Raw genomic sequence first — 22,508 nt, forward strand, 5'->3', positions numbered from 1 at the left:
CGAGGGCCCTCGGTCGGCGGCCCCGCCCCGCACCGACGCGCCTACAGCTCCTCCACCACCTCCACCCCCGGGCACTCCCGGGCCAGCTCCCGGAAGAGCCGGTCCCCGTCGATCACGGCCTCCGGCGGGTGCACCCCCGCCGGCCCCACCGTGCCGTCCAGCAGCTGTGCCAGGCCCAGCCCGGCCGGGACGCCCGTCGCCTCCGCCATGTCGGCCAGCAGCGCGTCCGCCCCGCTCAGGTGGGCGAGGACCACCGCCGGGCGGCCGTCGCGGGTGCCGGTGGCGGTGGCGAAGAACGGCGGGAGGGTGCCGGGGCCGCGGAAGCGGGGGGCGCGGGCGGCGGCGCGCAGGGTGCGGCGCACGGAGGGGTGGTCGAGGTCGGCGGCGGCGCTCTCGTTGGTGAGCCGGCCGTCGTCGAGGTCCTCGCGCAGCACGTCCAGGTAGGCGGCCGTGCCGGCCCTGACCACCATCAGGTCGGCCGCGGCGCCGGCGGGCCGCAGGGTGCGGCGCAGGGTGACCGGTTCCGGGTGGCCGACGGTGTAGGCGGTGCCGCGGCGGCCGCCGGGCAGATCGAGGGTGACCGGGCGCAGCGGGGGCCGCCGGACGAACCGGCCGCTCTCCACCACCGCGACGGTGCCGCTGATCTGCTGCATCCAGTGCACGGCGGCGGCCGAGACCGCCCCGCCCGGGTCCCGGAGGGAGGTGTCGGGCTGAGGGCCGACGTCGACCGGCCAGGCGGTGTACACGTCCGTCAGGGTGTCGAGGCGGGCGGCGGCCCTGGCGGCGAGCAGGTTGCTGATGCCGGGGCTGGCGCCCATGCCGATGACCGCGCGGACTCCGGCGGCGCGGGCCTCCTCGTCCAGGTCCAGCATGGCGACGGTGGGTTCCCAGTCGTCGCAGATGTCCAGGTAGTGGGTCCCGGTGCGGATGGCGGCACGCAGCACGCCGAGGCCGTAGCGGTAGTACGGGCCGACGGTGTTGAGCACGGCGTCGGCGTCCGCGAGGGCGGTGTGCAGTTCCCGCTCGTCCGTGACGTCGGCCCGGGTCGCGCGCACGGGCACCGGTGAGCCGGCGGCGAGTGCGGCGGCGGCGCGGCGGGCGGCGTCGAGGTCGCGGTCGGCGATGACCAGTTCGTGGGCGCCGGGCAGCGCGGCCAGGACCCGGGCCGAGACCCGGGCGGCGATCCGGCCCATCGCGCCGGCTCCGCCGAGGGCGAGCAGCTTCATCGTGGGTCAGCCCTTCCGGTGGTCGAGCGAGGTCAGGAAGTCGCGGATGGAGTCGAGGTAGCCGGGGGTGAACAGGGAGCGCGGGGCGGCGATGGCGAGGACGGTGCTGCGCAGTTCCGAGTGCTCGACGTCCTCGGACACCATGGTGTGGGTGGAGTCCTGGAAGCGCCGCACCCGGAGCAGGCCGGGGGTGGTGATGGTGCGGCGGTAGCCGGCCTCGGTGTCGTCGCTGTCGACGTTGACGTCCCGGCCGCCGAGGATGAGCTGCACCGGGATGCGGAGGGCGGCGAGGTCCTCGGTGGCGTCGGAGGGGTAGTTGCGCTTGTTGAACGCCCACCGTTCGGGGGTGAGGCCCTCGGTGTCGCCGCCGGCGGCCCGGTACTGCTCGAAGGTGGTGCCGGTCCGCAGGGCGGCCTGGTTGCGGTCGCTGCGGGCGACGGCGGCGGCGGTCTCCTCGGGTGAGGCGTGCCGCTGCTTCAGCTCGGCGAGCAGGTTGTAGCGGCCCTGCTGGAGCCAGTTGACGGCGGGGGCGACAGCGATCACGAATGTGACGTCCGGGGACTGCCGGGCGGCCTTGGGCATCACCCAGCCGGCCTGGCTGGCGCCCCAGAGGCCGATCCGGTCCGGGTCGATGCCGGGCTGGGCCTTGGCCCAGCGGATGGCGGCGAGGGTCTCGTCGGCGCGGTCCTGCATGCTCTGGTCGAGCCAGTTGCCGGGGGCGTTGTTCACGCCGGGCTTGTCCCAGGAGAGCGACGCGTAACCGGCCTTCGCCATGGCCTCCCAGACCGGCCGGTAGAAGGTGTCGTGGGTGGCGTCGACCGGTCCGTCGCCGTGGACGAAGACCACCAGTCCGTACGGTCCGTGGCCGCCGGCCGGCCTGGCCAGGACGCCCTGGAGCGGCTGTTTCCCGCCGGTGACGGTGACCCGCTCCTCCGTCAGGTCGTACTCGTTCTGGTACACCACCCAGCCGCCCGCGCCGACCAGCAGCACGACCACGGACAGCAGCGACCCCCAGAGCCACCGGTGCCTGCCGAACATCTTCATATCGCTCACTCACTAGTCGATCGTTCTGAAAACGACCGTATCAGAAATGAACGCACTAGGATGATCGTCATGCAGGAGATCCCGACCCGGGTACTGGTGGACGCGCTGGTCCGCGCCGACGGCACGGTCGACTGCGGCGACCTCTACGCCGTGGCCGGTCGGCTCGGCATGAGCGACCAGCAGGTCCGGCTGACCATCAGGCGCCTCACCGCCGACGGCCGCTTCGTCCAGGAGGGCCGCGGCCGCCGGGCGCTGCTGCGCGCCACCGCCGCGACCCGGCGCGAGATCGAACCGGACGTCGGGTACCTGGCCCTGATGTACGCCCAGGACCGCGGCGAGGCCCCCTGGGACGGCGTCTGGCACCTGGCGGGTTTCGCCGTCCCCGAACGCGACCGCACCGCCCGCGACGGGCTGCGCGAGGCGCTGCTGCGGCTCGGCGGCGCCCCGGTGCAGAACGGGCTGTACGTCTCGCCGCACCCCTGGGAACCGGACGTCCGGGAGGCGGCCGGCGCCCTGGGCGTCCTCGGCAACCTCACCCTGCTGAGCACCCGCGACCTGCACACCGGCGACACCGCGGAGCCCCGGGAGCTGGCCCGCCACTGGTGGCCGCTGGAGGAGATCGCCGAGGGCCACCGGCGGCTGGCCGCCTCCGCTACCGAGAAGCTCACCCGGCTCACCGAAGGCGGCCTCTCGGAGACCGAACTGCTCACCGTGGCCGTCGAGTTGGCCGCCGTCTTCACCGAGGCCACCGAGCCGGACCCGCTGCTGCCCCCGGAGCTGCTGCCGCGGCCCTGGCCCGGCGCCGAGGCCCGCGCGCTGGTCGCCCGTTGCTGGGCCCTGCTGCTCGCCGACCCGTGGCCGGGCGCGCCGCGGCTGTTCGACGCCTACGCTGAGGTGGTCGCGGAGGTCACCTCCTGACCGCAGGGCCGCACCGGTGACGCGGGCGCGACCGGCTGGGCCTCGGCCGGCGCCTTCATCGACGTGTTCCGCCGCGCCTTCGGGCACGCGCCGGGCGGGCACGCGCCGGGCGGGCACGCGCCGCGCTGAACACCGTTGTCCGTGCGCCGTGGCAGGCTGGGGAGCATGTGCGGCCGCTTCGTCTCCACCACCACGCCCCAGGACCTCGTCACGCTGCTCGGAGAGCTCCGGTGGGACCCGGCCGAGACCTTCGCGCCGAGCTGGAACGTCGCCCCGACCGACCCCGTCCCGGCCGTCCTGGAACGCGTCGACCACGAGACCGGCGAGCTGCTGCGCCGGCTCCGGCCGCTGCGCTGGGGCCTGGTCCCGTCCTGGTCCAAGGACCCGTCCGGCGGCGCCCACATGATCAACGCCCGCTCGGAGACCGTCGACACCAAGCCCGCCTTCCGCAAGGCCTTCACCGCCCGCCGCTGCGTGATCCCCGCCGACGGCTACTTCGAGTGGCGTGAAGTCCCCGCCGAGGGCGACCGCGGGAAGTACAAGCAGCCGTACTTCCTCAGCACCGGCGGCGTGATGCTGATGGCCGGCCTCTACGAGTTCTGGCGCGACCGCACCCGCCCCGAGGACGACCCGCTCGCCTGGCTGGCCACCGCCACCGTCATCACCACCGACGCCACCGACTCCGCCGGCCGCGTCCACGACCGGATGCCCCTCACCGTCGCCCCCGACGACCTCGCCACCTGGCTCTCCCCCGCCCACGCCGACCCCGCCGAACTGCACCACCTGCTGCGCCGCCCCGCCGACGGCGACCTGCGCGTGCGCGCCGTCCCCACCACCGTCAACAGCGTCCGCAACAACGGCCCCGAGCTGCTCGACCCGGCCCCGGACCCACTGGGGCTGGCGGACTGACCCCGGCCCCAGGACGACCCCGACGTCGAGGCGATCACCGGGCGTGGTGCTGCCGAGGCCCAAGGCGGCGGTGAGCAGCGGGTTCCGGGTGAGGTGGCCGACCAGAACGGCGGGGGCGTGCTCGATGCCGCCGGCGGTCAGTCGCGGAAGCGGCGGGCCCTGAGGTACTCGCGGGCCAGCAGGCGCAGCGCGCCCGGTTTGCCGGGGCTCGCCGAGCGGCGCAGCAGGGCGCCGAGGTCGGCGCGGGCGGCGGCACTGGTGAGCTCCTCGACGCCGACGATGCAGCGGACCATCGGCCGGTGCGCGGGCGGCACCCGGTCGATGACGGCCCTGCCCTCGGCGAGGGTGCGGTCGGCCCGGTCCAGCAGGGCGCCGAGCAGCGCCCGTACGGCGGGCAGGTCGCGGGCCTGCTCCAGGTCGGCGCGGGTGACGCCGTGCTCGGCGAGGTCCTGCCCGGGAATGTTCAGCCGGCCGTCCGCGAGGTCCTCGGCGAGGTCGTTGACGAAGTCGAGGCGCTGGCTGCCGTCGATGAAGGTGCGGCAGGCCGCCCAGTACTCGCTCTGGTCGCCGTCCGGGCCGATCAGTGCGGCGACCACCATGAAGCCGGGCAGCGAGTACCCGTCGACGTAGGCCTGGTAGTCCTGCTCGGTGGCGAACCCGGTGAAGTCCAGGTCGGCGCCGGTCGCGGCGAGGAAGTCCAGCACCCGGTCCCGCAGGACGGGGTGGGCGTCGATGCTGTGCAGCAGGGGGCGCAGCTCGGGGTCGTCGGTGCGGCCGGTGGCGAGGCTGTCGGTGACCTGCCGCTGCCAGCGGGCGGACGCCGCCCGGCGTTCGGCGAGCGGGCCGCTGTCGAGCAGGGTGTCGGTGCGGTGCATGAACGCGGTGGCCGCGAGCACGTGCGGGACCATCCGCGCGGGCAGCAGCAGGTCGGCGGCGAGCATGGCCTCCCGCCGGTACCGGGCGACCTGCTCGCGCTGCCGGCCGTAGTCGGCCCGCAGTCCGGCCTCCCGCACCCCGGCCGCGTCCAGCGCCCGCTCCCACCTGCCCACTCGGTCCCACCCCATCGCTTGTTCGACGGGGCCGAGCGTAGCCGGTGGGAGCCGGACGGCCTATTCGGGGCCGAGGGCCCGATGTGCACGAACCCGAGGCGTCCAGCCCCGCGCCCTACGGACCCCGGCGCCGGTCAGCCCTGGCGGATGGTGGCGAACCCGCAGGCCGGGGTGCAGAGGGTGACGATGCCGCTGTAGCGGTGGGTGGTGCGGCCCCGGGTGACGCTGTGCGTCGTGTGCTTCTCGCGCAGGTTGGGCTCCCGGCAGCGCGGGCAGGCGGCGCCGACCGGCCCGCCCCAGGGGCGGTTCGGGTTGAGCTTGGCGATCGAGACGGCCATCAGGACGGCGCCCAGGCCCGCGGCACCGAAGCCGATCACCCGCCACACCCCGCTCCCGGACTCCCGACGGTCGATCATCTCGTCGTAGGAGTAGGTGCCCCCGCCGCCCCGGCTGGACCAGATCCGGCACTCGCTGTGCCGGGTCATGGTCTTGCCGTCGCAGGTCGGCGGGGTGTCCGGGTCCGCCTTGCCGACGGCCAGGGCCAGGAAGAAGCCGAGGGCGATCAGCAGGCCGAACAGGACCACGGCGACGGTCCGGCTACGGCCGCTGTGCAGCCTCCTGCGTTCGTTGTACGCCGTGTCGATCACAGTTTGGGCCATGCTGCCCCCGTCGACCGTCAACGCTCTGCTCCTGGTGTCCGTACCGCTCCCGCGGCCCGTCGTCGCGGGCCGGAGGTCTCCCTCGGCGAGGGAGCGAGAAGAACCCACCATGATCGACGGGCTTCCGTACCGGACTTGAGAAGAGTTTGACCATTCAGTGATCTGTCGTGACCGAAGCCAGGTACGCGGCGGCCTTCGCCGGGTCGAGGAACCAGTCGCCGAGGTCCGCCGGGTCGTCGAAGCCGTTGGCGAACCGGTCGGCCACGGCCTGCACCCGCCCTCCCGCGCCGAGGAGTCGGAGGACGTGCGGGGGCGGCGGGGCGAGCATCGCGTTGGTCCAGGTGGTGACGGGGCCGGCGATCCGCCAGAAGTCGTCGAAGGCGGCCTGCTGGAACTCCCGGTCGAAGGGCTTGTCGCCGTGGGCGAGGATCGCCTCCAGGTAGCCGGCCGCGCACTTGGCGGCGCAGTTCGACCCCTGGCCGGTGATCGGGTCGTTGAGCACGACCACGTCCGCGACGCCCAGCACCGCGCCGCCGCCGGGCAGTTCGCCGACCGGGTGACGTACCGCCGGGGTGAACCGCCCGGCCAACGTCGCCCCCGCGTCGGTCAGTTCGACGCCGGAGCGGGTGCGGTCGTACTCCCAGGGGAGGAAGGTCCTCATCAACTCCAGTGTCACCCGCAGGTGTTCGGCCGGGTCGCGGATCCCGTCGAAGGCGTCCACGGGACCACCGGGCTGGGCCTCCCAGAGCAGGATGTCGCACGGCCCGTCCGCGGTCAGCGCCGGCATCACGAAGAACTCCCCGACGCCCGGCACCACGTTGCAGCGCACCGCCCGGAAGTCGTGCTCGGGGCGCGGTCCGAGCCCGTGCACATAGGCGGCGGCCAGCGCGCGCTGCGGCCGCTCGTGCGGGGAGCGCACGAGGTCGCGCTCGAACAGCGAGGCCAGCGTGCCCTTCCCGGAGGCGACCAGCACCAGGTCGTACGAACCGGCCAGGTTCTGGAGGTCGGCGGCGGTCACCCGGCGCAGCTCGACCCGCCCGCCGCGCTCGGCGAACAGCTCCAGCCAGGTGGACATCTTCAGCCGCTGGTCGACGGACTGGGCGTAGCCGTCCAGCCGCCCGACCCAGTCGATCACCCGCTCCGAACCGGGCCCGGCGACCGACACCCCGACGCCCTCGATCCTGGGCGCCCGGTCGGCCCACAGGTCCAGCCCGAGGGCGCGCTCGGTGCGCAGCGCGGAGTCGAACATGCACTGGGAGGACATCACCCGCCCGCCGCGCACCTCCTCCGGGCCGCGATCGGTCAGCACCGTCACGTCGTAGCCGTGGGCCTGGAGCCCCAGGGCCAGTTGGAGTCCGGCCTGTCCGGCGCCGACGATCAGAACTCTGCGCATCGCCCCTGCTCTCCTGGTGGTACGTCCCGGACGGCGGCCCGTGCCACCCTGCCGCCACCGGCCTGCATACCAGGCATCACCGCTCCCGTCCACGGGCCGTGCCGACGGCCCGCCGACGCCGTCACGACCCCCCGCCACCGGGCCCTCCTGCCACCAGCCGATCGCCCAACGCACTACGGCGGTACAGCACATGGCGGCCGTCCCGGGCGCGGGCGAGCAGGCCCGCGGCGTACAGGACGCGCAGGTGCCGGGACGCACGGCGAAGCCGGCCGGCTCACCCCGTGACCAGCCGCCGGCCGCTGATCTCCTCCGGCCGGATCCGCACCCAGCGCGGCCGCTCACCACCGGCCCAGGGGGCGGCGCCGGGCAGGCCGCTCAGGCGGTCGAGCTCGGCGGGGTCGTCCACGTAGTGCGCCGGGCCGAAGACGAGCACGCTCCAGCCGCGGCCGAGGTACTCGTCGATGTGGTCGACCTGGAAGGAGACCGCGGCCCCCTCCTCCGGGGCGGTGGCGTTCTGCTCCCCGGTGCGGTAGGCGAAGGAGCCCCGGTCCACCACGTAGTTGACCGGCAGCACCACGGGACCGGGCTCGACCGGCAGGGCGATCCGGCCGATGCCGTGGGTGCCGACCAGCTGCCAGCACTCCGGCTCGGTGAGGTCGAGCAGCCGGGGCCGCGGGCCCGGGCCGCCCTGGCCGGGCGGGGCGTCGGCCCGGCCGGACAGCAGCTCGCCGCGGGTGCTGTCGAGCGCCGCGGCGATCCGGACGAAGCCCGCCGGGTCGAAGCCGGGCCCGGCGTCCAGCAGGCACCGCAGGTAGGTGGGGGCCATCGCGGCCCGGTTGGCCAGGGCCTCCTCGCTGAGGCCCAGCTGCTCACGCCTCTCCGCGATCCGGCGGGCCACGGCGGCGGGGTCGGGGGTGTCGTTCACGGTGGTGACTCCTCGGCTTGCCGGGGGCCGTCGGGCCGTGTCCGGGCGTTGACCAGGGCGGAGCCATCCAATCGCCCGCCCTGCGCCAAGTCGAGCAACAGCACGGCCCGTGCGTGTCGGTACGACCGGCCGGGCCGCCGCGGAGGCGGCCCCGGCCGGGCCGGAGACCGTACCGGCCCGGCTCGCCTTCGCGGACCACCCCGCGCTCAGGCGGTGGCCGCCGCCGCCGCGCGGCCGGCCACCCGGCCGGAGAACAGGCAGCCGCCGAGGAAGGTGCCCTCCAGCGCGTTGTAGCCGTGCAGGCCGCCGCCGCCGAACCCGGCCGCCTCCCCCGCCGCGTAGAGCCCCGGCACCGGCGTGCCGTCGGCGCCGAGCGCGCGGGAGGAGAGGTCGGTCTGGATGCCGCCGAGCGTCTTGCGGGTGACCACGTGCAGCCTGACGCCGATCAGCGGGCCCGCGGCCGGGTCGAGCAGCCGGTGCGGGGCGGCTGTGCGGCCGAGGCGGTCGCCCAGGTAGCGGCGGGAGTTGTGGATGCCCTGCACCTGGGCGTCCTTGCTGTAGGGGTTGGCCAGTTGCCGGTCGCGGGCCTCGATCTGGCGGCGCACCGCCGCGGCGTCCAGCAGCGGGGTGTCGGTCAGCGCGTTCATCTTCGCGACCAGTTCCTCCACGGTGGCGGCGACCACGAAGTCCTCGCCGTACCGCTTGAACGCCTCGACCGGGGCGGGCGCACCCTTGCCGAGCAGGCGCTCGCGCACGAAGGCGCGGCGGTCCCCGGCGGTGATGTCGGGGTTCTGCTCGGAGCCGGAGAGGGCGAACTCCTTCTCGATGATCTTCTGGGTGAGGACGAACCAGGAGTGGTCGTACCCGGCCAGCCCGGGGGCGGTGCGCAGGTGGCGCAGGGTCCCCAGGGTGTCGTAGCCGGGCAGGCAGGGCTCGGGCAGCCGGCGGCCGAGGGCGTCGAACCACATCGTGGAGGGGCCGGGCAGGATCCGGATGCCGTGACCGGGCCAGACGGGGTTCCAGTTGTGCAGGCCCTCGGTGTAGTGCCACATCCGGTCGCCGTTGACCAGCCGCGCCCCGGCGTCGGCGCTGATGCCGAGCATCCGCCCGTCGACGTGGGCGGGGACTCCGGTGACCAGGTGCCGGGGCGGTGTGCCCAGGCGGGCGGGCCAGTGGGCGCGGACCAGGTCGTGGTTGGCGCCGATGCCGCCGGCGGCCACCACGACGGCCTGCGCGGAGAGTTCGAAGTCCCCGGTCTCCTCTCGGGTGGTGGCCACGCCGCGCGCCGAGTCGTCCGCGGCCAGCACCCGGCCCCGTACGCCGGTCACCGCACCGTCGGTGACGACGAGTTCGTCGACGCGGTGGCGGTGGCGGAAGGTCAGCAGCCCGTCGGCGGCGGCCTGTCGGGCGTACCGGGCGAAGGGCTCGACCACGCCGGTGCCGGTGCCCCAGGTGACGTGGAAGCGGGGGACGGAGTTGCCGTGCCCGTCGGCCCTGAGGTCGCCGCGTTCGGCCCAGCCGACGGTGGGCAGGAAGCGCAGCCCGTGCCCGGCCAGCCAGGAGCGCTTCTCCCCGGCGGCGAACTCGACGTACGCACGCGCCCAGCGCACCGCCCAGAGGTCCTGGTCGTCCCGGCGGTCGAACTGCGCGCTGCCCTGCCAGTCGTTCCAGGCGAGGTCGAGGGAGTCCTTGACGCGCATCCGGCGCTGTTCCGGTGAGTCCACCAGGAACAGGCCGCCGAAGGACCACCAGGCCTGGCCGCCGAGGCTGGCGGCGTTCTCCTGGTCGACCAGGATCACCTTGCGTCCGCGGGAGGTGAGTTCGTGGGCGGCGGCGAGTCCGGCCAGGCCGGCGCCGACGATGATGGTGTCAGTGTCCATGGGTGTCCTCGGGTCGGTGCCGTCCCGGGCTCGGCGCGAGCGCGGGCGGGTGGGCGCGGGCCCGGCCGGCGGCCGTCGGGACGGGGGAGGTCAGGCTGCCGAAGGCGGCCGGCCACGGCGCCCTGCCGCCGTGCCGAAGGCCGTCCCGGCCCTCGTGATGCCGTCCTGGCGGGTGGACCGCGGCTCCGCCGTCGTGCTTCGGGGCGGGCGGGTGACCGGAACAGTACAGCGTTCGGTTTTTCGCGACAAGACCTCCCGAGGGGTCACCGGGCGGGGCCCTAGACTTCCCGGATGGCCAACCGCAGCTCGACGCCCAAGGGACGGGCGCAGCGTGACCGCGCCCTGGCGGCGGCGTTCGAGGTGTTCGCCCGCGAGGGCGAGCGCGGGACGTCCCTGCGGGCCATCGCCCGGGAGAGCGGAGTGAGCCTGACCGGGCTCATGCACCACTTCGCGTCCAAGGACGAGCTGCTCACCGAGGTCCTGCGCAGCACCGACGAGCGGGCGGCGCTGCGTTGGGACGCGCTCGCGGGGGACGCCGATCCCGGCGAGTTCATGGCCCAGGCCATGGCGGCCAACGTGGCCGACCCGGCGCGGGCCCGGCTGTACGTCCACCTCGCCGCCGCCGCGCTGGACCCCGGGCACCCCGCCCACGCGTACTTCCGTGAGCGGTTCGGGCGGTTCCGCGCCGCCGTACGCGGCCACCTGGAGGCCCGGCAGGCGGACGGCGCGGTGGACGCCGGTCTCGACGCGGACTTCACGGCCGCCGCCTTCCTGGCCCTCGTCGAGGGGGCGCAGTTGCAGTGGCTGAACGACCCGTCGGTGGACGTGCCGCAGCTGGTCCGGCGCGGGTGGCGGGCGCTGCTCGGCCCGGTCAGCTGACCGGACGGTCCTCGGGGCGGCCGGCCGGCCGGTCCAGCAGCGCGTCGGCGAGCCGGCGGATGTCGTCGGCCATGTCGATCCGCGGGTCGAGCAGCCACTGGAGCTGGAGCCCGTCCGCCGCGGCGATGAGGATGCGGGCCGCCCACGCCGCCCGTTCCCGCGCCTCGGTGCCCGCTCCTTCGGCGTCCGGCCCTTCGGTACCCACGGCTCCGCTGCCCACGGCTGCGGCATCCGGCCCTTCGGCATTCGGCCCCACGGCGCGCGCCGCTCCGGCGAGCTGCACGGCCAGCTGACGACGGTGACGGTCGTACCGGTCGCCGAAGTAGTCGTGGGCCGGGTGCTCCGGCTCGGCGGCGGCCGCGGCCAGGTCCACGAACAGCTTGACCAGGCCGGGAGTCGAGGCGTTGGCGGCCAGGATGCTCAGGTTCTCCTCGGCGCTGCGCTCCTCCAGCGCGCCGTAGCGCTCCGCGGCGGCCTCGTCCCTGGCGGCGAGGACCGCGGTGAGCAGCGCCTCCCGCCCGCCGAAGTGGTGCAGCACCCCGGCGTCGGTCATCCCGACGCGCTGGGCGATGTCCCGCACCGACACCTTGCGGCTGCCCGCCTCGGCATAGGCGGCGAGGGCCGCGTCGATGATCTGCCGCCGCTTCGCCGAGGTCTTGGCGTAGGGGCCCCTGGGCTTGGTCATGAGCGGATTCTACGAGCGCCCGGCGGGCCCCGGCTCCAAAACATTGAGCATCAAGGTTTCCAAGGCTATGGTGACCGCACCCCCACAGCCACGGCAAAGGAGCCGTCCGTGCGCCCCGCCCCCACCCACCTCCCCCCACCCGCGGACGCGGCCGGGCCACCCGCACCCCCGGCCCCGGCCCCCGCACCCCGTCTCGGCCCACTGCTGGGCATCGCCCACCTCGGCTGGATGCTGCCGGTCACCGCGGGCTGGACCCTGCTCCAGGCGCTGTTCGAACGCATCGACCCGGACACCAAACTCGCCCACTACAGCGCCGCCGCCACGGCCGGCGCCCTCAGTTCCACCCTCGCCGTGGTCGTCTTCGGCTTCCTCTCCGACCACACCCGCTCCCGCCACGGCCGGCGCAACCCGTGGATCCTGGCGGGCGCCGTCGCCTACGCGCTGTCCGTCTCCGCGATGTCCGCCGCCGGCGGCTTCGCCGCGCTCCTCGCACTGACCGTCTGCTTCCAGACCGGCCTCAACGCCATGCTCGCCGCGCTGTACGCGGTGCTGCCGGACCGGGTCCCCGCCGAGCGGCTCGGCTGGGCCTCCTCGTGGGCGGGTCTGGGCCAACTGCTCGGCCAGGGCCTGGGAGCGGTGGCGGGCGGCCTCCTGGTGACCCACCCGGAGCAGGGGCTGCGCTGGCTGCCCTGGCTCGCCGTCCTCGGCGCCCTGGCCTTCGTCCGGTTCGCCCCCGACCGGTCGAGCCTCGACGACGCCCCTGCGGACAGCCCCGCCGGACCGGTCCGCGGCGGCCTGCTGCGCTCGCTGCTGCCGCCCCGGGACGCCGACTGCTTCTGGGCGCTGATCAGCCGGCTGCTGGCGATGCTCGGCATCCACCTCGTACTGGTCTACCAACTGTTCGTACTGACCGACCACTTGGGCCTTTCCACCCGGGAGGCGGGCACGGTCGTCACCATCGGCGGGCTGATCATCGCCGTGGCCGCCGGCACGGCGGTGGCGGTGTCCGGGCCACTGTCGGACCGGGTGCGGCGCCGGAAGCCGTTCGTCCTCGCCGCCGCGGCGCTCGCCGCCGTCGGGCTCGTCCCGCTCACCGTGGCCCCCGCGCTGTGGTCCTTCCTCCTCTTCACCGTCCTGGCCTCGCTGGGCTTCGGCTGCCTCATCGCCGTCGACCAGGCGATCGTCTCCGAGATCCTGCCGAACGCGCACAGCCGCGCCAAGGACCTCGGGTTCCTCAACCTCGCCAACACCGTGCCCCAGGTGCTGGCGCCGATCGTCGCCGGGGCGGTCGTGCCCGCGTTCGGGTACTCCGCCCTGTTCGTGCTCGCCATCGCCGTCACCCTGGGCGGCGGCCTGGCCATCCTGCCCGTACGCCGCGTCCGCTGACGGCGGCCGCCGCCCTCCCCGATCTCCACCCCCACCCCTCATCCCCCAGCGCGAGAACAGGACCACCATGACCTCCGACCGGGTTTCCGCACTGAGCCTCGCCGAACAGGCCTCGCTCACCTCGGGCGCGACCGCCTGGACCACCACCCCGGTACGCGACGCGGTCCGCGCGCTCACCCTCTCCGACGGGCCGCACGGCATCCGCCGCCCCGCCGGGGACGGCCCCGGCGTCTCCTTCCTCGCCGCCAGCCTGCCCGCCACCTGCTTCCCGCCCGCCGTCACCCTCGGCTCCACCTGGGACACCGGCCTCGCGCACCGGGTGGGCGCGGCCCTCGCCCGGGAGGCGTCCGCCTTCGGCGTCGACGTCATCCTCGGGCCCGGCGTCAACATCAAGCGCAGCCCGCTGTGCGGCCGCAACTTCGAGTACCTCTCCGAGGACCCGCACGTGAGCGGAAGGATGGGCGCCGCGGTCGTCACCGGCATCCAGTCCCTCGGGATCGGCGCCTGCGTCAAGCACTTCGCCGTCAACAACCAGGAGACGGACCGGATGCGCGTCAGCGCGGACGTGGACGAGCGGACGCTGCGCGAGCTGTACCTGCCCGCTTTCGAACACATCGTCCGCGAGGCCCGGCCGTACACCGTGATGTGCTCCTACAACCGCGTCAACGGTGTCCACGCGAGCCGCCACCGCGGCCTGCTGACCGGGGTGCTGCGCGAGGAGTGGGGCTTCGACGGCCTGGTGATGTCCGACTGGGGCGCCGTCAACGACCGGGTCGCCGCCCTGGCCGCCGGGCTCGACCTGGAGATGCCGCCGACCGGCACCGACCAGGAGATCGTCACCGCCGTCGAGGAGGGCCGGCTGGCGGCCTCCGCCGTCGCCACCGCCGCCGAGCGCGTGCTGCGGCTGCGCGACCGGGTGGACCGGGCCGAGCACCTCGCCGCCTGGGACGCAAACGCCCACCACGAGCTGGCCCGTGAGGCCGCCCGCGCCGGCGCCGTGCTGCTCAAGAACGACGGCGGGCTGCTGCCGCTCGACCCGCACGCCCGTCAACGGATCGCCGTGCTCGGCGAGTTCGCCCGCACCCCCCGCTACCAGGGCCACGGCAGCTCCCGGGTCACCCCCACCAGGCTCGACACCGCCTGGGACGCGCTCCGGGCCCAGGCCGGCCCCGAGGTCACGCTGGCCTTCGCCCCCGGCTTCACCCTGGACGGCACCCCCGACGCCGCCATGGCCGCGGAGGCGGTGGCCCTCGCCGCCGAGGCCGACACCGCGCTGCTGTTCCTCGGCCTCCCCGACAGCGCCGAGACGGAGGGCCTGGACCGCACCGACCTCGACCTGCCCGCCACGCAGCTCGCACTGCTGCGGCACGTGGCCGCCGTCTGCCCCCGGGTCGCGGTCGTCCTGGCCAACGGCTCGGTGGTGACGGTCGCCGACTGGCAGCACGACGCGACGGCCGTCCTGGAGGCCTGGCTCGGCGGCCAGGCCGGCGGCAGCGCCCTGGCGGACCTGCTGTTCGGCGCGCACAGCCCGTCCGGCAAGCTCACCGAGTCCATCCCGCTCCGCCTCCGGGACACGCCCTCCCACCTGCACTTCCCCGGGCAGGACGGGCACAGCGTGTACGGCGAGGGCCGCTACGTCGGCTACCGCCACTACGACACCCTGGACCTCCCCGTCGCCTACCCCTTCGGGCACGGGCTGAGCTACACCACCTTCCGGTACGACCACCTGGACGTGGAGCAGACCGGGGAGAACGCCTGGACCGTCCGCGCCACCGTCACCAACACCGGCTCCCGCGCCGGCGCCGAAGTGGTCCAGCTCTACCTCGCCTTCGACGAGCCACGGCCGACCCGGCCGCGCCACGAACTGCGCGGCTTCGCCAAACTCCGGCTGGAGCCGGGGCGGTCGGACCGGGCCGAGTTCCGCCTCACCGGCCGCGACCTCGCCCGGTGGTCGACGGCCCGCGGCGGCTGGCGCGTCGATCCCGGCGCCTTCACCGTCGAGGTGGGCGCCTCCTCGCGCGACATCCGGCTGCGCACCCCGCTGTGGACGCCCGGCGACGAGATCCTCGACCCGCTGACCGAGATGTCCTCCCTCGGCGAGTGGCTGGCCCACCCGACCGGTGGCGCCCTCCTCACCGAACACCTGGCCTCGCTCCCGTTCGCCACTACCCTGGCCGACAGCGACGCCCGGCTCCTGGAGGCCGCCGCCCAGGTGCCCCTGCGGAAGTTCACCGGCTTCGGCCTCGGTGTCACCCCGGACCACGTCCGCGCCCTGGTCGCCGCGGCGGCCGAACGCGAGGACCGGTAGCGGCGCCACCCCGCGGGCGCGCGGGCCTCGCTGGCCGTTCCCCCAGGCCGGTCCCGGCAGTCGCGGGGACCGGCCCCGTGGCCATAGGTCATCTCTATGACCCCATAGATCAACGCGACCTACTTCGCAGGTCAGCCGTGCGGTTTGCTACAAAGGTTCAGACCACCTTGCGCCGCGCCCGACCGGAGGACCATCCGTCATGCCCCGCCCGATCCGTGTCGCGATCGTCGGAGCCGGCCCCGCCGGCATCTACGCCGCCGACGCCCTGCTGAAGTCCGACGCCGCCCAGGCGCCCGGCGTCTCGATCGACCTGTTCGAGCGGATGCCCGCCCCGTTCGGTCTGATCCGCTACGGCGTCGCGCCCGACCACCCGCGCATCAAGGGCATCGTCACGGCCCTGCACCAGGTGCTCGACAAGCCCCAGGTCCGGCTCTTCGGCAACGTCGACTACCCGGCCGACCTCGCCCTGGACGACCTGCACCGCTTCTACGACGCCGTGGTGTTCTCGACCGGCGCGATGGCCGACCGCGCGCTGGACATACCCGGCATCCACCTCGACGGCTCCCACGGCGCCGCCGACTTCGTCTCCTGGTACGACGGCCACCCGGACGTGCCCCGCACCTGGCCGCTGGAGGCCGAGAAGGTCGCCGTGCTCGGCGTCGGCAACGTCGCCCTGGACGTCGCCCGGATCCTCGCCAAGACCGCCGACGAGCTGCTGCCCACCGAGATCCCGCCGAACGTGTACGAGGGCCTGCGCCGCAACCGGGCCGTCGAGGTGCACGTCTTCGGCCGCCGCGGCCCGGCCCAGGCCAAGTTCAGCCCGATGGAGCTGCGCGAGCTGGACCACTCCCCCAACGTCGAGGTGATCGTCGCCCCCGAGGACATCGACTACGACGAGGGCTCGATCGCCGAGCGCCGCTCGGTCAAGCACGTCGACCTGGTCGCCGCGACCCTGGAGAAGTGGGCGATCCGCGACGTCGGCGACCGCCCGCACCGGGTGTACCTGCACTTCTTCGAGTCCCCGGTGGAGGTCCTCGGCGAGGACGGCCGGGTGGTCGGCCTGCGCACCGAGCGCACCGAGCTGGACGGCACCGGCAACGTGCGCGGCACCGGCGGCTTCACCGACTGGGACGTGCAGTCGGTCTACCGCGCGGTCGGCTACTACTCCGACGAGCTGCCCAAGCTGCCCTTCGACCCGGCCTCGGGCACCGTCCCGCACCAGGCCGGCCGGGTCCTGGACGGCGACGGCGCGCACCGGACCGCCACCTACGTCACCGGCTGGATCAAGCGCGGCCCGGTCGGCCTGATCGGCCACACCAAGGGCGACGCCAACGAGACCATCGCCTGCCTGCTGGACGACCACGCCGCCGACCGGCTGCCCGGCGCCGTCGAGCCCGACCCGGCCGCGGTCGAGGAGCACCTGCGCGCCCAGGGCGTCCGCTTCACCACCTGGGAGGGCTGGAAGCAGTTGGACGCCCACGAGCGCGCGCTCGGCGAGGCCGAGCAGCGCGAGCGGGTCAAGGTCGTCGAGCGCGAGGAGATGCTCCGCCACAGCGGGGCCTGAGCCGGCACGGCCCGGACTCCCTCCGTCGGCGCGCCGAATCCCGCGGGAATTCCCTCCGGAACCCGACCCGCGGGATTTCGGCCGACGATGACACCGGGAAATCCGGTGGCCGCCGCCGATCGTCCCACCGCACCCCCGGGGTGCCCTCGTCAGGGGCGGACGATCGGCAGCAGCAGCTCGTCCACGATCTCCGCCGGATCGAGCTGCACCGGGTCCCCGCCGCACAGCTTGATCCGGTACAGCATCAGCGCCGGCACCAGGTCGGTCACCAGCGGGGTGACCGCCCCCTGACGGACCTCGCCGCGCGTGGTGCCGCGGTCCAGCACCTCGGCGATCAGCGCCGTCGTCGGCTCGACCACCCGCTCCAGCACGATCTCGACGAAGGCGTGCGCCCGCTGGTTGTCGAGTTCGCTCATGACGGCCCGCACCGCGGCGCCCAGCTCGCTGAACATCGCGCCGCGCAGCCTGGTGACCACCTCCAGCAGGTCCCCGCGCAGGCTGCCGGTGTCGGGGGCCGGGCCGGACGGCGGCAGGCTGGCCCGCAGCGCGTCCTTGACCAGTTCCTCCTTGGAGGACCAGCGGCGGTAGAGCGCGGCCTTGCCGGTCTGCGCGGCGGCGGCCACCCCCTCCATGGTCAGCCGGGCGTAGCCGTCGGTGGTGAGCTGCTGGAGGACCGCCTCGTAGATGGCGCTCTCCAGCGCCTCGCCGCGCCGCCGCAGCGGGGCGCCCGACGCCGGTCCGTGCCCGGCATCCGTCTCAGCGGTCATGGTTGCGCACCTTCTTCCGTCGCCCTTCCTCGATCCCGTCGCGCCACGCATTCGCCCGCGATCTCCGGGAAATCCCGGACCGGGCGCGCGGTGGTGAATGTATTTCCTATCTCACGGACATCGCCGGGGGCCACTTTCGATGTTAGTGAACGAACCCGTTCCGGTTACCGTCCGGGTTCCGCACGATCCGACCCGATCCGGTGTTCGATTCACAACAGGACCGGGACAGGACAATCGCCCCATGCGGCTGGGGCGGCACAGGCGGTGGCATGGAGGAGCAGGTCGAAGCGGAAAGGCCTGCGGAAGCCCTCGTGGAGGATCCCATGACCGACAAAAAGGCCAGTACGGCACTGGCCGCCGCCGGTGCCGCCGCGGCCTTCGCCGCGGTGAGCGCCGGCGCTGCCATCCGGGCGTGCCGATGCCTGCTCGCGGGCGCCGAGGGAGCGCGACCGCTCCCCGAGCCCAGTGCGGGCGTCGCCCCCGCCGAGCTCAGCGCCAGGCGCTGCACACCTCCGGACCGTTGTTGACCCTCTCTCCGCCGCTCCGCTCGGAGCCCCGCCCCGCCCCCGGCCGACGCCCGTCGCGCCGGGGGCCTTTCCTGCCCTGGGGGCCTTCTCACCTTTGGACCGGCTGGGCGGCGCCCCGCGGTTCGGGCGCTGCCCGCTCAGCCGCCCGCGGGCCGGCGCGGCAGCACCGCGTGCACCCGGGTGCCGTGCCCCAGGGCGTCCACGGTGCAGCTGCCGCCGATCTCCGCGGCCCGCTCCGACATCGACCGCAGCCCCACCCCCGGCTGCGCCGGAAGGCCGTGGCCGGCGCCCGTCCCGTCGTCCTCGACGTCGAGTTCCAGCCGCCCGGCGTCCACCCGGACGACCACCGTGGCGCTGCTCGCCCGCGCGTGGCGCAGCACGTTGTTGAGCGCCTCCGCGGTGATCCGGTAGACCGCGACCTCGACGGCGGCGGGCAGCGCAGGCAGCGGGTCGGGCTCCAGCCGGGTGCTGACGACGAGGTCGGGGCCGCTGAAGGTCTCGGCGAGCCGGCCGAGCGCGCGGGACAGCCCGTAGTCGCCCAGCGCGGTGGGCCCGAGCCGGTCGGTGATCCGCCGGACCTCCCGGACGGCCGAGGCGAGGTCGTCCGCGACCCGGTCCAGCACACTGGAGTAGAGCGTCGGGTCGTCCACCGCCGCGGCTCCCTGGAGGCGCAGCCGCAGCCCGGCCAGCATCGGGCCGAGTCCGTCGTGGATGTCGCGGCGCAGCTGGCGGCGCTCCTCCTCGCGGGTCGCGACGATCTGCTCACGGCTGGCCCGCAGGTCCTCCGTCAGCTGGAGCGAGGCGACGGCGGGCGCGGCCTGGTCGGCGAGCGAGCGCAGGATGTCGCGGTCGCTGTGGTCGAGCACCCGCTGGCCCTCGCGCGGGGCGACGGTGAGCCGTCCGATCCGGGCGCCGCGGTGGACCAGGGGGAAGGCCTCGCCGCTGCCCGAGAGCTCCCCGACGGCGGCCAGCGACCGTTCACCGCCCCGGGTGGAGACGGTCAACTCCACACCAGGAAGCCGCAGTTCGTCGCCGACGGTGCGGCACAGCACGCCCGGCACCTCCTGCGGGTCGACGGTCTGGCTGACCCGCCCCGCCAGGCTGCGCAGCACCTGGTACGGCTGGGCGCGCGAGCCGTAGTACCAGCGGTCCACGACGCCGGAGGCCCAGCGCACCCCCCGGGGCAGACCGATCGCGAGCAGGAAGACGGCGGCGACCACCGTCAGCGCCCCGAGGCCGTGGCCCGGCATCAGCATGGTGGACAGCACGCAGGCCACCACCACGAACACCACGGCCAGCCCGGCGGCCACCAGCAGGCCGACCAGCACCCTGCGGGCGGCCCGGTCGAGCCGCCAGGACCCGTCCCTGACCACGACGGCGGCCAGGGTGACCGTCCACAGCGCCGAGGTGAGTGCGAACGCGATGTACGAGACCGTGCTCTGGTCGAAGTAGTCGCCGAACTCGGCCCCGCCCCACAGCAGGTACACCCCGAGGGCGATCAGCACGTTCTGTCGGCGCCGCCCGGACACCCCGCGGATGCGGGCGAGCGGGACGAGCACCACCAGGACGGCCAGCGCGACGAACACGGCGAGCTGGGCGTCGTACAGCCGGTCGTTGAGGGCCCCCAGCCACTTCGCGAAGGCGCTGCCGGCGAACGGGTTGGGCTGCCCGAACACGGTGGGCTCGGAGAAGGAGAAGCAGGCCGGGGCCAGCCGCCACAGGCCCACGGCCCCGATCGCCGGCCACCACCGCCTGCTCGGCAGCGTCCCGTACGGCAGCCACAGCGGCAGCGCGTGCCACAACGGGCCGCTGACGGCGTAGCCCGCCGACACCAGGACCACCATGGCCCCGACCACGCCCGGACTTCCCCCCTCCACCCAGAGCGGGGCCTGGGCGGCGAGCGGGACGATCAGCGCCGTCCCGTACACGAGCAGCACCCAGCCGAGCTGGTTGCCGGGCCGGTGGGCGTGCAGCAGCACCCCGCCGGCGACGGCGGCCAGGCCGTAGCCGAGCACCGGCAGGAGGCGGGCGGGCGAGGAGATCCCGGCGACGCCGAGGTGGCTCACCACGTACCCGGCCCACAGGCCGCCGGCCACCAGGCAGAGGAGGGCGCACAGCCCGGCCGCGGTCAGGTGTCGCTCCGCGGGTCCGGACCGCGGCCGCCACCAGGCTCCTCGCGCGCTCTCCGCAGCCATGTCCGCCCTCTCGTCACCGGGCCAGTCCGGATGGTTGAAGACTGCTCCACCCGTTGTCCCGGACGCATGAGGCAGCGGCCCCGTGACCGGCTCAGGATGCGTGCCGCGGCCCGACGACGGCCCGCGCCCACCGGCCGGCCCGGCCGTCAGACCGGCGGGTTGGGATGGGTCAGGCCGCGGTCGTAGGCGAAGATCACGGCCTGGACGCGGTCCCTGGCGGCGATCTTCGACAGCACCCGGCTGACGTGCGTCTTCACGGTCGACTCCGCCAGCACCAGGCGCTGGGCGATCTCGCTGTTGGACCAGCCGTGGGCGATGGCGACCAGGATCTCCCGCTCGCGGTCGGTCAGGGCGTCCAGCCGCGGGTCCGCGGCGGGCGCGGCACCCGGCGGGCGGACCGGCAGGCGGTGGGCGTAGGCGTCGAGCAGCCGCCGGGTGACCGCGGGGGCGACCACGGCGTCCCCCTCGGAGACCGCGCGGATGCCGGCCAGCAGTTCCTCCGGGCGGACGTCCTTGAGCAGGAAGCCGCTGGCCCCGGTGCGCAGCGCGGCGTGCGCGTACTCGTCGAGGTCGAAGGTGGTCAGCACGAGAATGCGGGAGCGCCCGCCGCTGGCGACGATGTGGCGGGTGGCCTCGATGCCGTCCATGCCGGGCATCCGGATGTCCATCAGGACGACGTCGGGGCGCAGGTCGGCGGTCAGCCGGACGGCCTCGCCGCCGTGGGCCGCCTCGCCGACCACCTCGGTGTCGGGCTGGCTCTCCAGCAGCATGCGGAAGCCGTAGCGCTGCAAGGGCTGGTCGTCCACGATGAGGACGGTGGTCACGTCGGGCCGCCTGTCGGGTCGGGGGTGGAAACCGGGCCGGGGACGGAGTCCGGGCCGGGGGCGGAGTCGAGGCCTGGGTCCGGGCCCGGGGTGAGGTGCAGGACGGCCTCGACGGTCCAACCCGTGCCGGGGGCGGGGCCCGCCGTGACGGTGCCGCCGTACAGGGCCGCGCGTTCGCGCATCCCGGCCAGCCCGTGGCCGTACCCGTCCGTGCGCCCGTGCCAGCGGGAACCCCCGGGCGGGCCGGTGTCCGCGACGCGTACCCGCAGCCGCTCGGCGTCGGCGGTCAGGGTCACGTGTGCCCGGGCCTCGGGGCCCGCGTGCTTGAGGGTGTTGGTGAGCGCCTCCTGGACGATGCGGTAGGCCATCAGCTGGACGCCGCGGTCCAGCCGGTCCAGCGCACCGGAGGCCGTGTACACCACCTGGGGGCCGGCGGCACGGATCCGGGCGCACAGCCCGTCGACGTCGGCGATGCCGGGCTGCGGGGTGTAGTCGGCTGCCTGGCCGCCCTGGTCGTGCAGCACGCCGAGCATCCGCCGCAGTTCGCCGAGCGCCTGCCGGCTGGTGTCACCGATCAGCAGCAGCGCCTCCCGGCCGCGTTCGGGGGCGGCCTGCGCCGCGTACGCGCCGCCGTCGGCCAGGGTGACGATGACGGACAGGTTGTGGCCGATGATGTCGTGCATCTCCCGGGCCACCCGGGTGCGTTCGGTGGCGGCGGCGAGCCGGCTGCGCTGGTCGCGCTCGATCTCCAGCCGGGCGGCCCGCTCCCGCAGCCCGGCCAGCTGGGCGCGCCGGACGCGCACCGCGATGCCCAGGGCCACGGCCGCCGTCGCGGCGCTGAACAGGAAGAACAGCGCGTCGCCGACCGGCAGCCCGCCACCGGAGACGGCCACCGCGACCAGGGCGACGGCCACCGCCATGGCCGCGCAGGACCACGCCAGGTGCCGCAGCCGACCGTGCAGCGCCAGGCTGTAGAGGGCGACCAGCAGGGCGGCGTCGGCGCGCAGGCCGACGTCCAGCGACCACTGCAGGACGAACACGGCCATGATCGCGGCGAAGGCCGCCGTGGGCCGGCGGCGGCGCCACAGCAGCGGCAGCACCAGGCCCGCTTGCAGGGCGAGCGTCTGCGGCAGCGGCAGCCGGGCGAGCACGATCCGGTGCTCGCGCGGCCCGCCCTGGGCGTGGGCGGGGAGGAGGTCGGGCAGGCAGAACAGCAGGAAGGCGACGACCACCACCGCGGCGTCGAGCGCCCAGGGGTGGTCACGGTCCGCCTGCCGCAGCCGCTGGTTGAACCGGGCCAGGCGGGCGAGCAGCGGGTGACCGGACAGGGTGTCGGCGGCCACCGTGTCGACGGCCGCTGGGCCGGCGGG

The 22,508-nt window shown here is 74.9% G+C and carries 19 protein-coding genes; 7 read left to right on the plus strand and 12 right to left on the minus strand.

Annotated features, from left to right (window positions below; all coding sequences use genetic code 11):
- Positions 1-41: 41 nt before the first annotated feature.
- Both ACIQOW_RS08990 and ACIQOW_RS08995 read right to left on the minus strand, forming a co-directional pair.
- Positions 42-1,226 carry a saccharopine dehydrogenase family protein gene (locus tag ACIQOW_RS08990; RefSeq protein WP_401081543.1) on the minus strand — a complete coding sequence of 395 codons (1,185 nt, stop codon included), beginning with the start codon at positions 1,224-1,226 and terminating at the stop codon, positions 42-44.
- Between the two features lie 6 nt (positions 1,227-1,232).
- Entirely contained in the window at positions 1,233-2,270 is a 1,038-nt protein-coding gene (locus ACIQOW_RS08995) for an alpha/beta hydrolase family protein (RefSeq protein WP_401082846.1), read from the minus strand.
- A 69-nt stretch (positions 2,271-2,339) separates the two neighbouring features.
- On the opposite strand from ACIQOW_RS08995, the gene ACIQOW_RS09000 reads away from it, so the two are divergent.
- Together ACIQOW_RS09000 and ACIQOW_RS09005 are read left to right on the plus strand one after the other, a co-directional pair.
- Complete coding sequence (locus tag ACIQOW_RS09000) at positions 2,340-3,188, plus strand: PaaX family transcriptional regulator C-terminal domain-containing protein (RefSeq protein ID WP_401081546.1); 849 nt, start codon at positions 2,340-2,342, stop codon at positions 3,186-3,188.
- A 165-nt stretch (positions 3,189-3,353) separates the two neighbouring features.
- Entirely contained in the window at positions 3,354-4,097 is a 744-nt protein-coding gene (locus tag ACIQOW_RS09005; RefSeq protein ID WP_401081549.1) for an SOS response-associated peptidase, read from the plus strand.
- Between the two features lie 137 nt (positions 4,098-4,234).
- Here the strand turns inward: ACIQOW_RS09005 and ACIQOW_RS09010 are convergent, their stop codons facing one another.
- The 5 genes from ACIQOW_RS09010 to ACIQOW_RS09030 all read right to left on the minus strand — a co-directional run bounded on the left by ACIQOW_RS09010 (position 4,235) and on the right by ACIQOW_RS09030 (position 10,003).
- Entirely contained in the window at positions 4,235-5,146 is a 912-nt protein-coding gene (locus ACIQOW_RS09010) for a phytoene/squalene synthase family protein (RefSeq protein ID WP_401081552.1), read from the minus strand.
- A gap of 134 nt (positions 5,147-5,280) precedes the next feature.
- Positions 5,281-5,805, minus strand: a complete 525-nt coding sequence (locus ACIQOW_RS09015) for a hypothetical protein (RefSeq protein WP_401081555.1) — start codon at positions 5,803-5,805, stop codon at positions 5,281-5,283.
- 154 nt (positions 5,806-5,959) lie between these two features.
- Positions 5,960-7,198 carry a styrene monooxygenase/indole monooxygenase family protein gene (locus tag ACIQOW_RS09020; RefSeq protein ID WP_401081558.1) on the minus strand — a complete coding sequence of 413 codons (1,239 nt, stop codon included), beginning with the start codon at positions 7,196-7,198 and terminating at the stop codon, positions 5,960-5,962.
- A gap of 274 nt (positions 7,199-7,472) precedes the next feature.
- Positions 7,473-8,123: a helix-turn-helix domain-containing protein gene (locus tag ACIQOW_RS09025; protein ID WP_401081561.1), complete on the minus strand. Its 651-nt coding sequence runs from the start codon at positions 8,121-8,123 to the stop codon at positions 7,473-7,475.
- 206 nt (positions 8,124-8,329) lie between these two features.
- Positions 8,330-10,003, minus strand: coding sequence for an FAD-binding dehydrogenase (locus ACIQOW_RS09030; RefSeq protein WP_401081564.1), 1,674 nt, complete (start codon positions 10,001-10,003; stop codon positions 8,330-8,332).
- Between the two features lie 291 nt (positions 10,004-10,294).
- Here ACIQOW_RS09030 and ACIQOW_RS09035 point away from each other — a divergent pair, with 291 nt between their 5' ends.
- Positions 10,295-10,882, plus strand: coding sequence for a TetR/AcrR family transcriptional regulator (locus ACIQOW_RS09035; protein WP_401081567.1), 588 nt, complete (start codon positions 10,295-10,297; stop codon positions 10,880-10,882).
- Here the strand turns inward: ACIQOW_RS09035 and ACIQOW_RS09040 are convergent.
- The gene (locus ACIQOW_RS09040; protein WP_401081570.1) at positions 10,875-11,567 is read right to left on the minus strand and encodes a TetR family transcriptional regulator; all 693 of its coding nucleotides are present in this window, start codon (positions 11,565-11,567) and stop codon (positions 10,875-10,877) included. The two genes, ACIQOW_RS09035 and ACIQOW_RS09040, sit on opposite strands and share 8 nt — an antisense overlap.
- Before the next feature lie 108 nt (positions 11,568-11,675).
- Between ACIQOW_RS09040 and ACIQOW_RS09045 the strand changes: the two genes are divergently transcribed.
- The 3 genes from ACIQOW_RS09045 (at position 11,676) to ACIQOW_RS09055 (ending at position 16,825) form a co-directional block, all read left to right on the plus strand.
- On the plus strand, positions 11,676-12,953 hold the full coding sequence (locus tag ACIQOW_RS09045; protein ID WP_401081573.1) for an MFS transporter: 1,278 nt from the start codon (positions 11,676-11,678) through the stop codon (positions 12,951-12,953).
- A gap of 67 nt (positions 12,954-13,020) precedes the next feature.
- Positions 13,021-15,261, plus strand: coding sequence for a glycoside hydrolase family 3 C-terminal domain-containing protein (locus ACIQOW_RS09050; protein ID WP_401081576.1), 2,241 nt, complete (start codon positions 13,021-13,023; stop codon positions 15,259-15,261).
- Positions 15,262-15,460: 199 nt separating this feature from the next.
- The gene (locus ACIQOW_RS09055; protein WP_401081579.1) at positions 15,461-16,825 is read left to right on the plus strand and encodes an FAD-dependent oxidoreductase; all 1,365 of its coding nucleotides are present in this window, start codon (positions 15,461-15,463) and stop codon (positions 16,823-16,825) included.
- Between the two features lie 149 nt (positions 16,826-16,974).
- On the opposite strand, the gene ACIQOW_RS09060 is transcribed toward ACIQOW_RS09055, so the two are convergent.
- A complete protein-coding gene (locus ACIQOW_RS09060; RefSeq protein ID WP_188296716.1) occupies positions 16,975-17,592 on the minus strand; it encodes a TetR-like C-terminal domain-containing protein in 618 nt (205 codons plus the stop codon).
- A 323-nt stretch (positions 17,593-17,915) separates the two neighbouring features.
- Here ACIQOW_RS09060 and ACIQOW_RS09065 point away from each other — a divergent pair, with 323 nt between their 5' ends.
- On the plus strand, positions 17,916-18,119 hold the full coding sequence (locus tag ACIQOW_RS09065; RefSeq protein WP_188296715.1) for a hypothetical protein: 204 nt from the start codon (positions 17,916-17,918) through the stop codon (positions 18,117-18,119).
- Between the two features lie 137 nt (positions 18,120-18,256).
- Here ACIQOW_RS09065 and ACIQOW_RS09070 read toward each other — a convergent pair whose 3' ends face one another.
- The 3 genes from ACIQOW_RS09070 to ACIQOW_RS09080 form a co-directional block, all read right to left on the minus strand.
- On the minus strand, positions 18,257-20,314 hold the full coding sequence (locus ACIQOW_RS09070) for a histidine kinase (protein ID WP_401081583.1): 2,058 nt from the start codon (positions 20,312-20,314) through the stop codon (positions 18,257-18,259).
- A gap of 146 nt (positions 20,315-20,460) precedes the next feature.
- On the minus strand, positions 20,461-21,138 hold the full coding sequence (locus ACIQOW_RS09075; RefSeq protein WP_401081586.1) for a response regulator: 678 nt from the start codon (positions 21,136-21,138) through the stop codon (positions 20,461-20,463).
- Positions 21,135-22,481: a sensor histidine kinase gene (locus ACIQOW_RS09080; RefSeq protein WP_401082849.1), complete on the minus strand. Its 1,347-nt coding sequence runs from the start codon at positions 22,479-22,481 to the stop codon at positions 21,135-21,137. Before ACIQOW_RS09080 ends, ACIQOW_RS09075 begins: the two co-directional genes overlap by 4 nt.
- Positions 22,482-22,508 lie beyond the last annotated feature (27 nt).

The organism is Kitasatospora sp. NPDC091335 (assembly GCF_044757205.1).
GTDB lineage: Bacteria > Actinomycetota > Actinomycetes > Streptomycetales > Streptomycetaceae > Kitasatospora.

What these genes read in the sequence shown, in the direction of transcription:
- ACIQOW_RS08990 (WP_401081543.1), bottom strand. Translation starts at nt 1,226, where the DNA reads ATGAAGCTGCTCGCCCTCGGCGGAGCCGGCGCGATGGGCCGGATCGCC.
- ACIQOW_RS09055 (WP_401081579.1), top strand. Translation starts at nt 15,461, where the DNA reads ATGCCCCGCCCGATCCGTGTCGCGATCGTCGGAGCCGGCCCCGCCGGC.
- ACIQOW_RS09065 (WP_188296715.1), top strand. Translation starts at nt 17,916, where the DNA reads ATGACCGACAAAAAGGCCAGTACGGCACTGGCCGCCGCCGGTGCCGCC.
- ACIQOW_RS09070 (WP_401081583.1), bottom strand. Translation starts at nt 20,314, where the DNA reads ATGGCTGCGGAGAGCGCGCGAGGAGCCTGGTGGCGGCCGCGGTCCGGA.
- ACIQOW_RS09040 (WP_401081570.1), bottom strand. Translation starts at nt 11,567, where the DNA reads ATGACCAAGCCCAGGGGCCCCTACGCCAAGACCTCGGCGAAGCGGCGG.
- ACIQOW_RS09030 (WP_401081564.1), bottom strand. Translation starts at nt 10,003, where the DNA reads ATGGACACTGACACCATCATCGTCGGCGCCGGCCTGGCCGGACTCGCC.
- ACIQOW_RS09050 (WP_401081576.1), top strand. Translation starts at nt 13,021, where the DNA reads ATGACCTCCGACCGGGTTTCCGCACTGAGCCTCGCCGAACAGGCCTCG.
- ACIQOW_RS09015 (WP_401081555.1), bottom strand. Translation starts at nt 5,805, where the DNA reads ATGGCCCAAACTGTGATCGACACGGCGTACAACGAACGCAGGAGGCTG.
- ACIQOW_RS09060 (WP_188296716.1), bottom strand. Translation starts at nt 17,592, where the DNA reads ATGACCGCTGAGACGGATGCCGGGCACGGACCGGCGTCGGGCGCCCCG.
- ACIQOW_RS08995 (WP_401082846.1), bottom strand. Translation starts at nt 2,270, where the DNA reads ATGAAGATGTTCGGCAGGCACCGGTGGCTCTGGGGGTCGCTGCTGTCC.
- ACIQOW_RS09005 (WP_401081549.1), top strand. Translation starts at nt 3,354, where the DNA reads ATGTGCGGCCGCTTCGTCTCCACCACCACGCCCCAGGACCTCGTCACG.
- ACIQOW_RS09020 (WP_401081558.1), bottom strand. Translation starts at nt 7,198, where the DNA reads ATGCGCAGAGTTCTGATCGTCGGCGCCGGACAGGCCGGACTCCAACTG.
- ACIQOW_RS09035 (WP_401081567.1), top strand. Translation starts at nt 10,295, where the DNA reads ATGGCCAACCGCAGCTCGACGCCCAAGGGACGGGCGCAGCGTGACCGC.
- ACIQOW_RS09000 (WP_401081546.1), top strand. Translation starts at nt 2,340, where the DNA reads ATGCAGGAGATCCCGACCCGGGTACTGGTGGACGCGCTGGTCCGCGCC.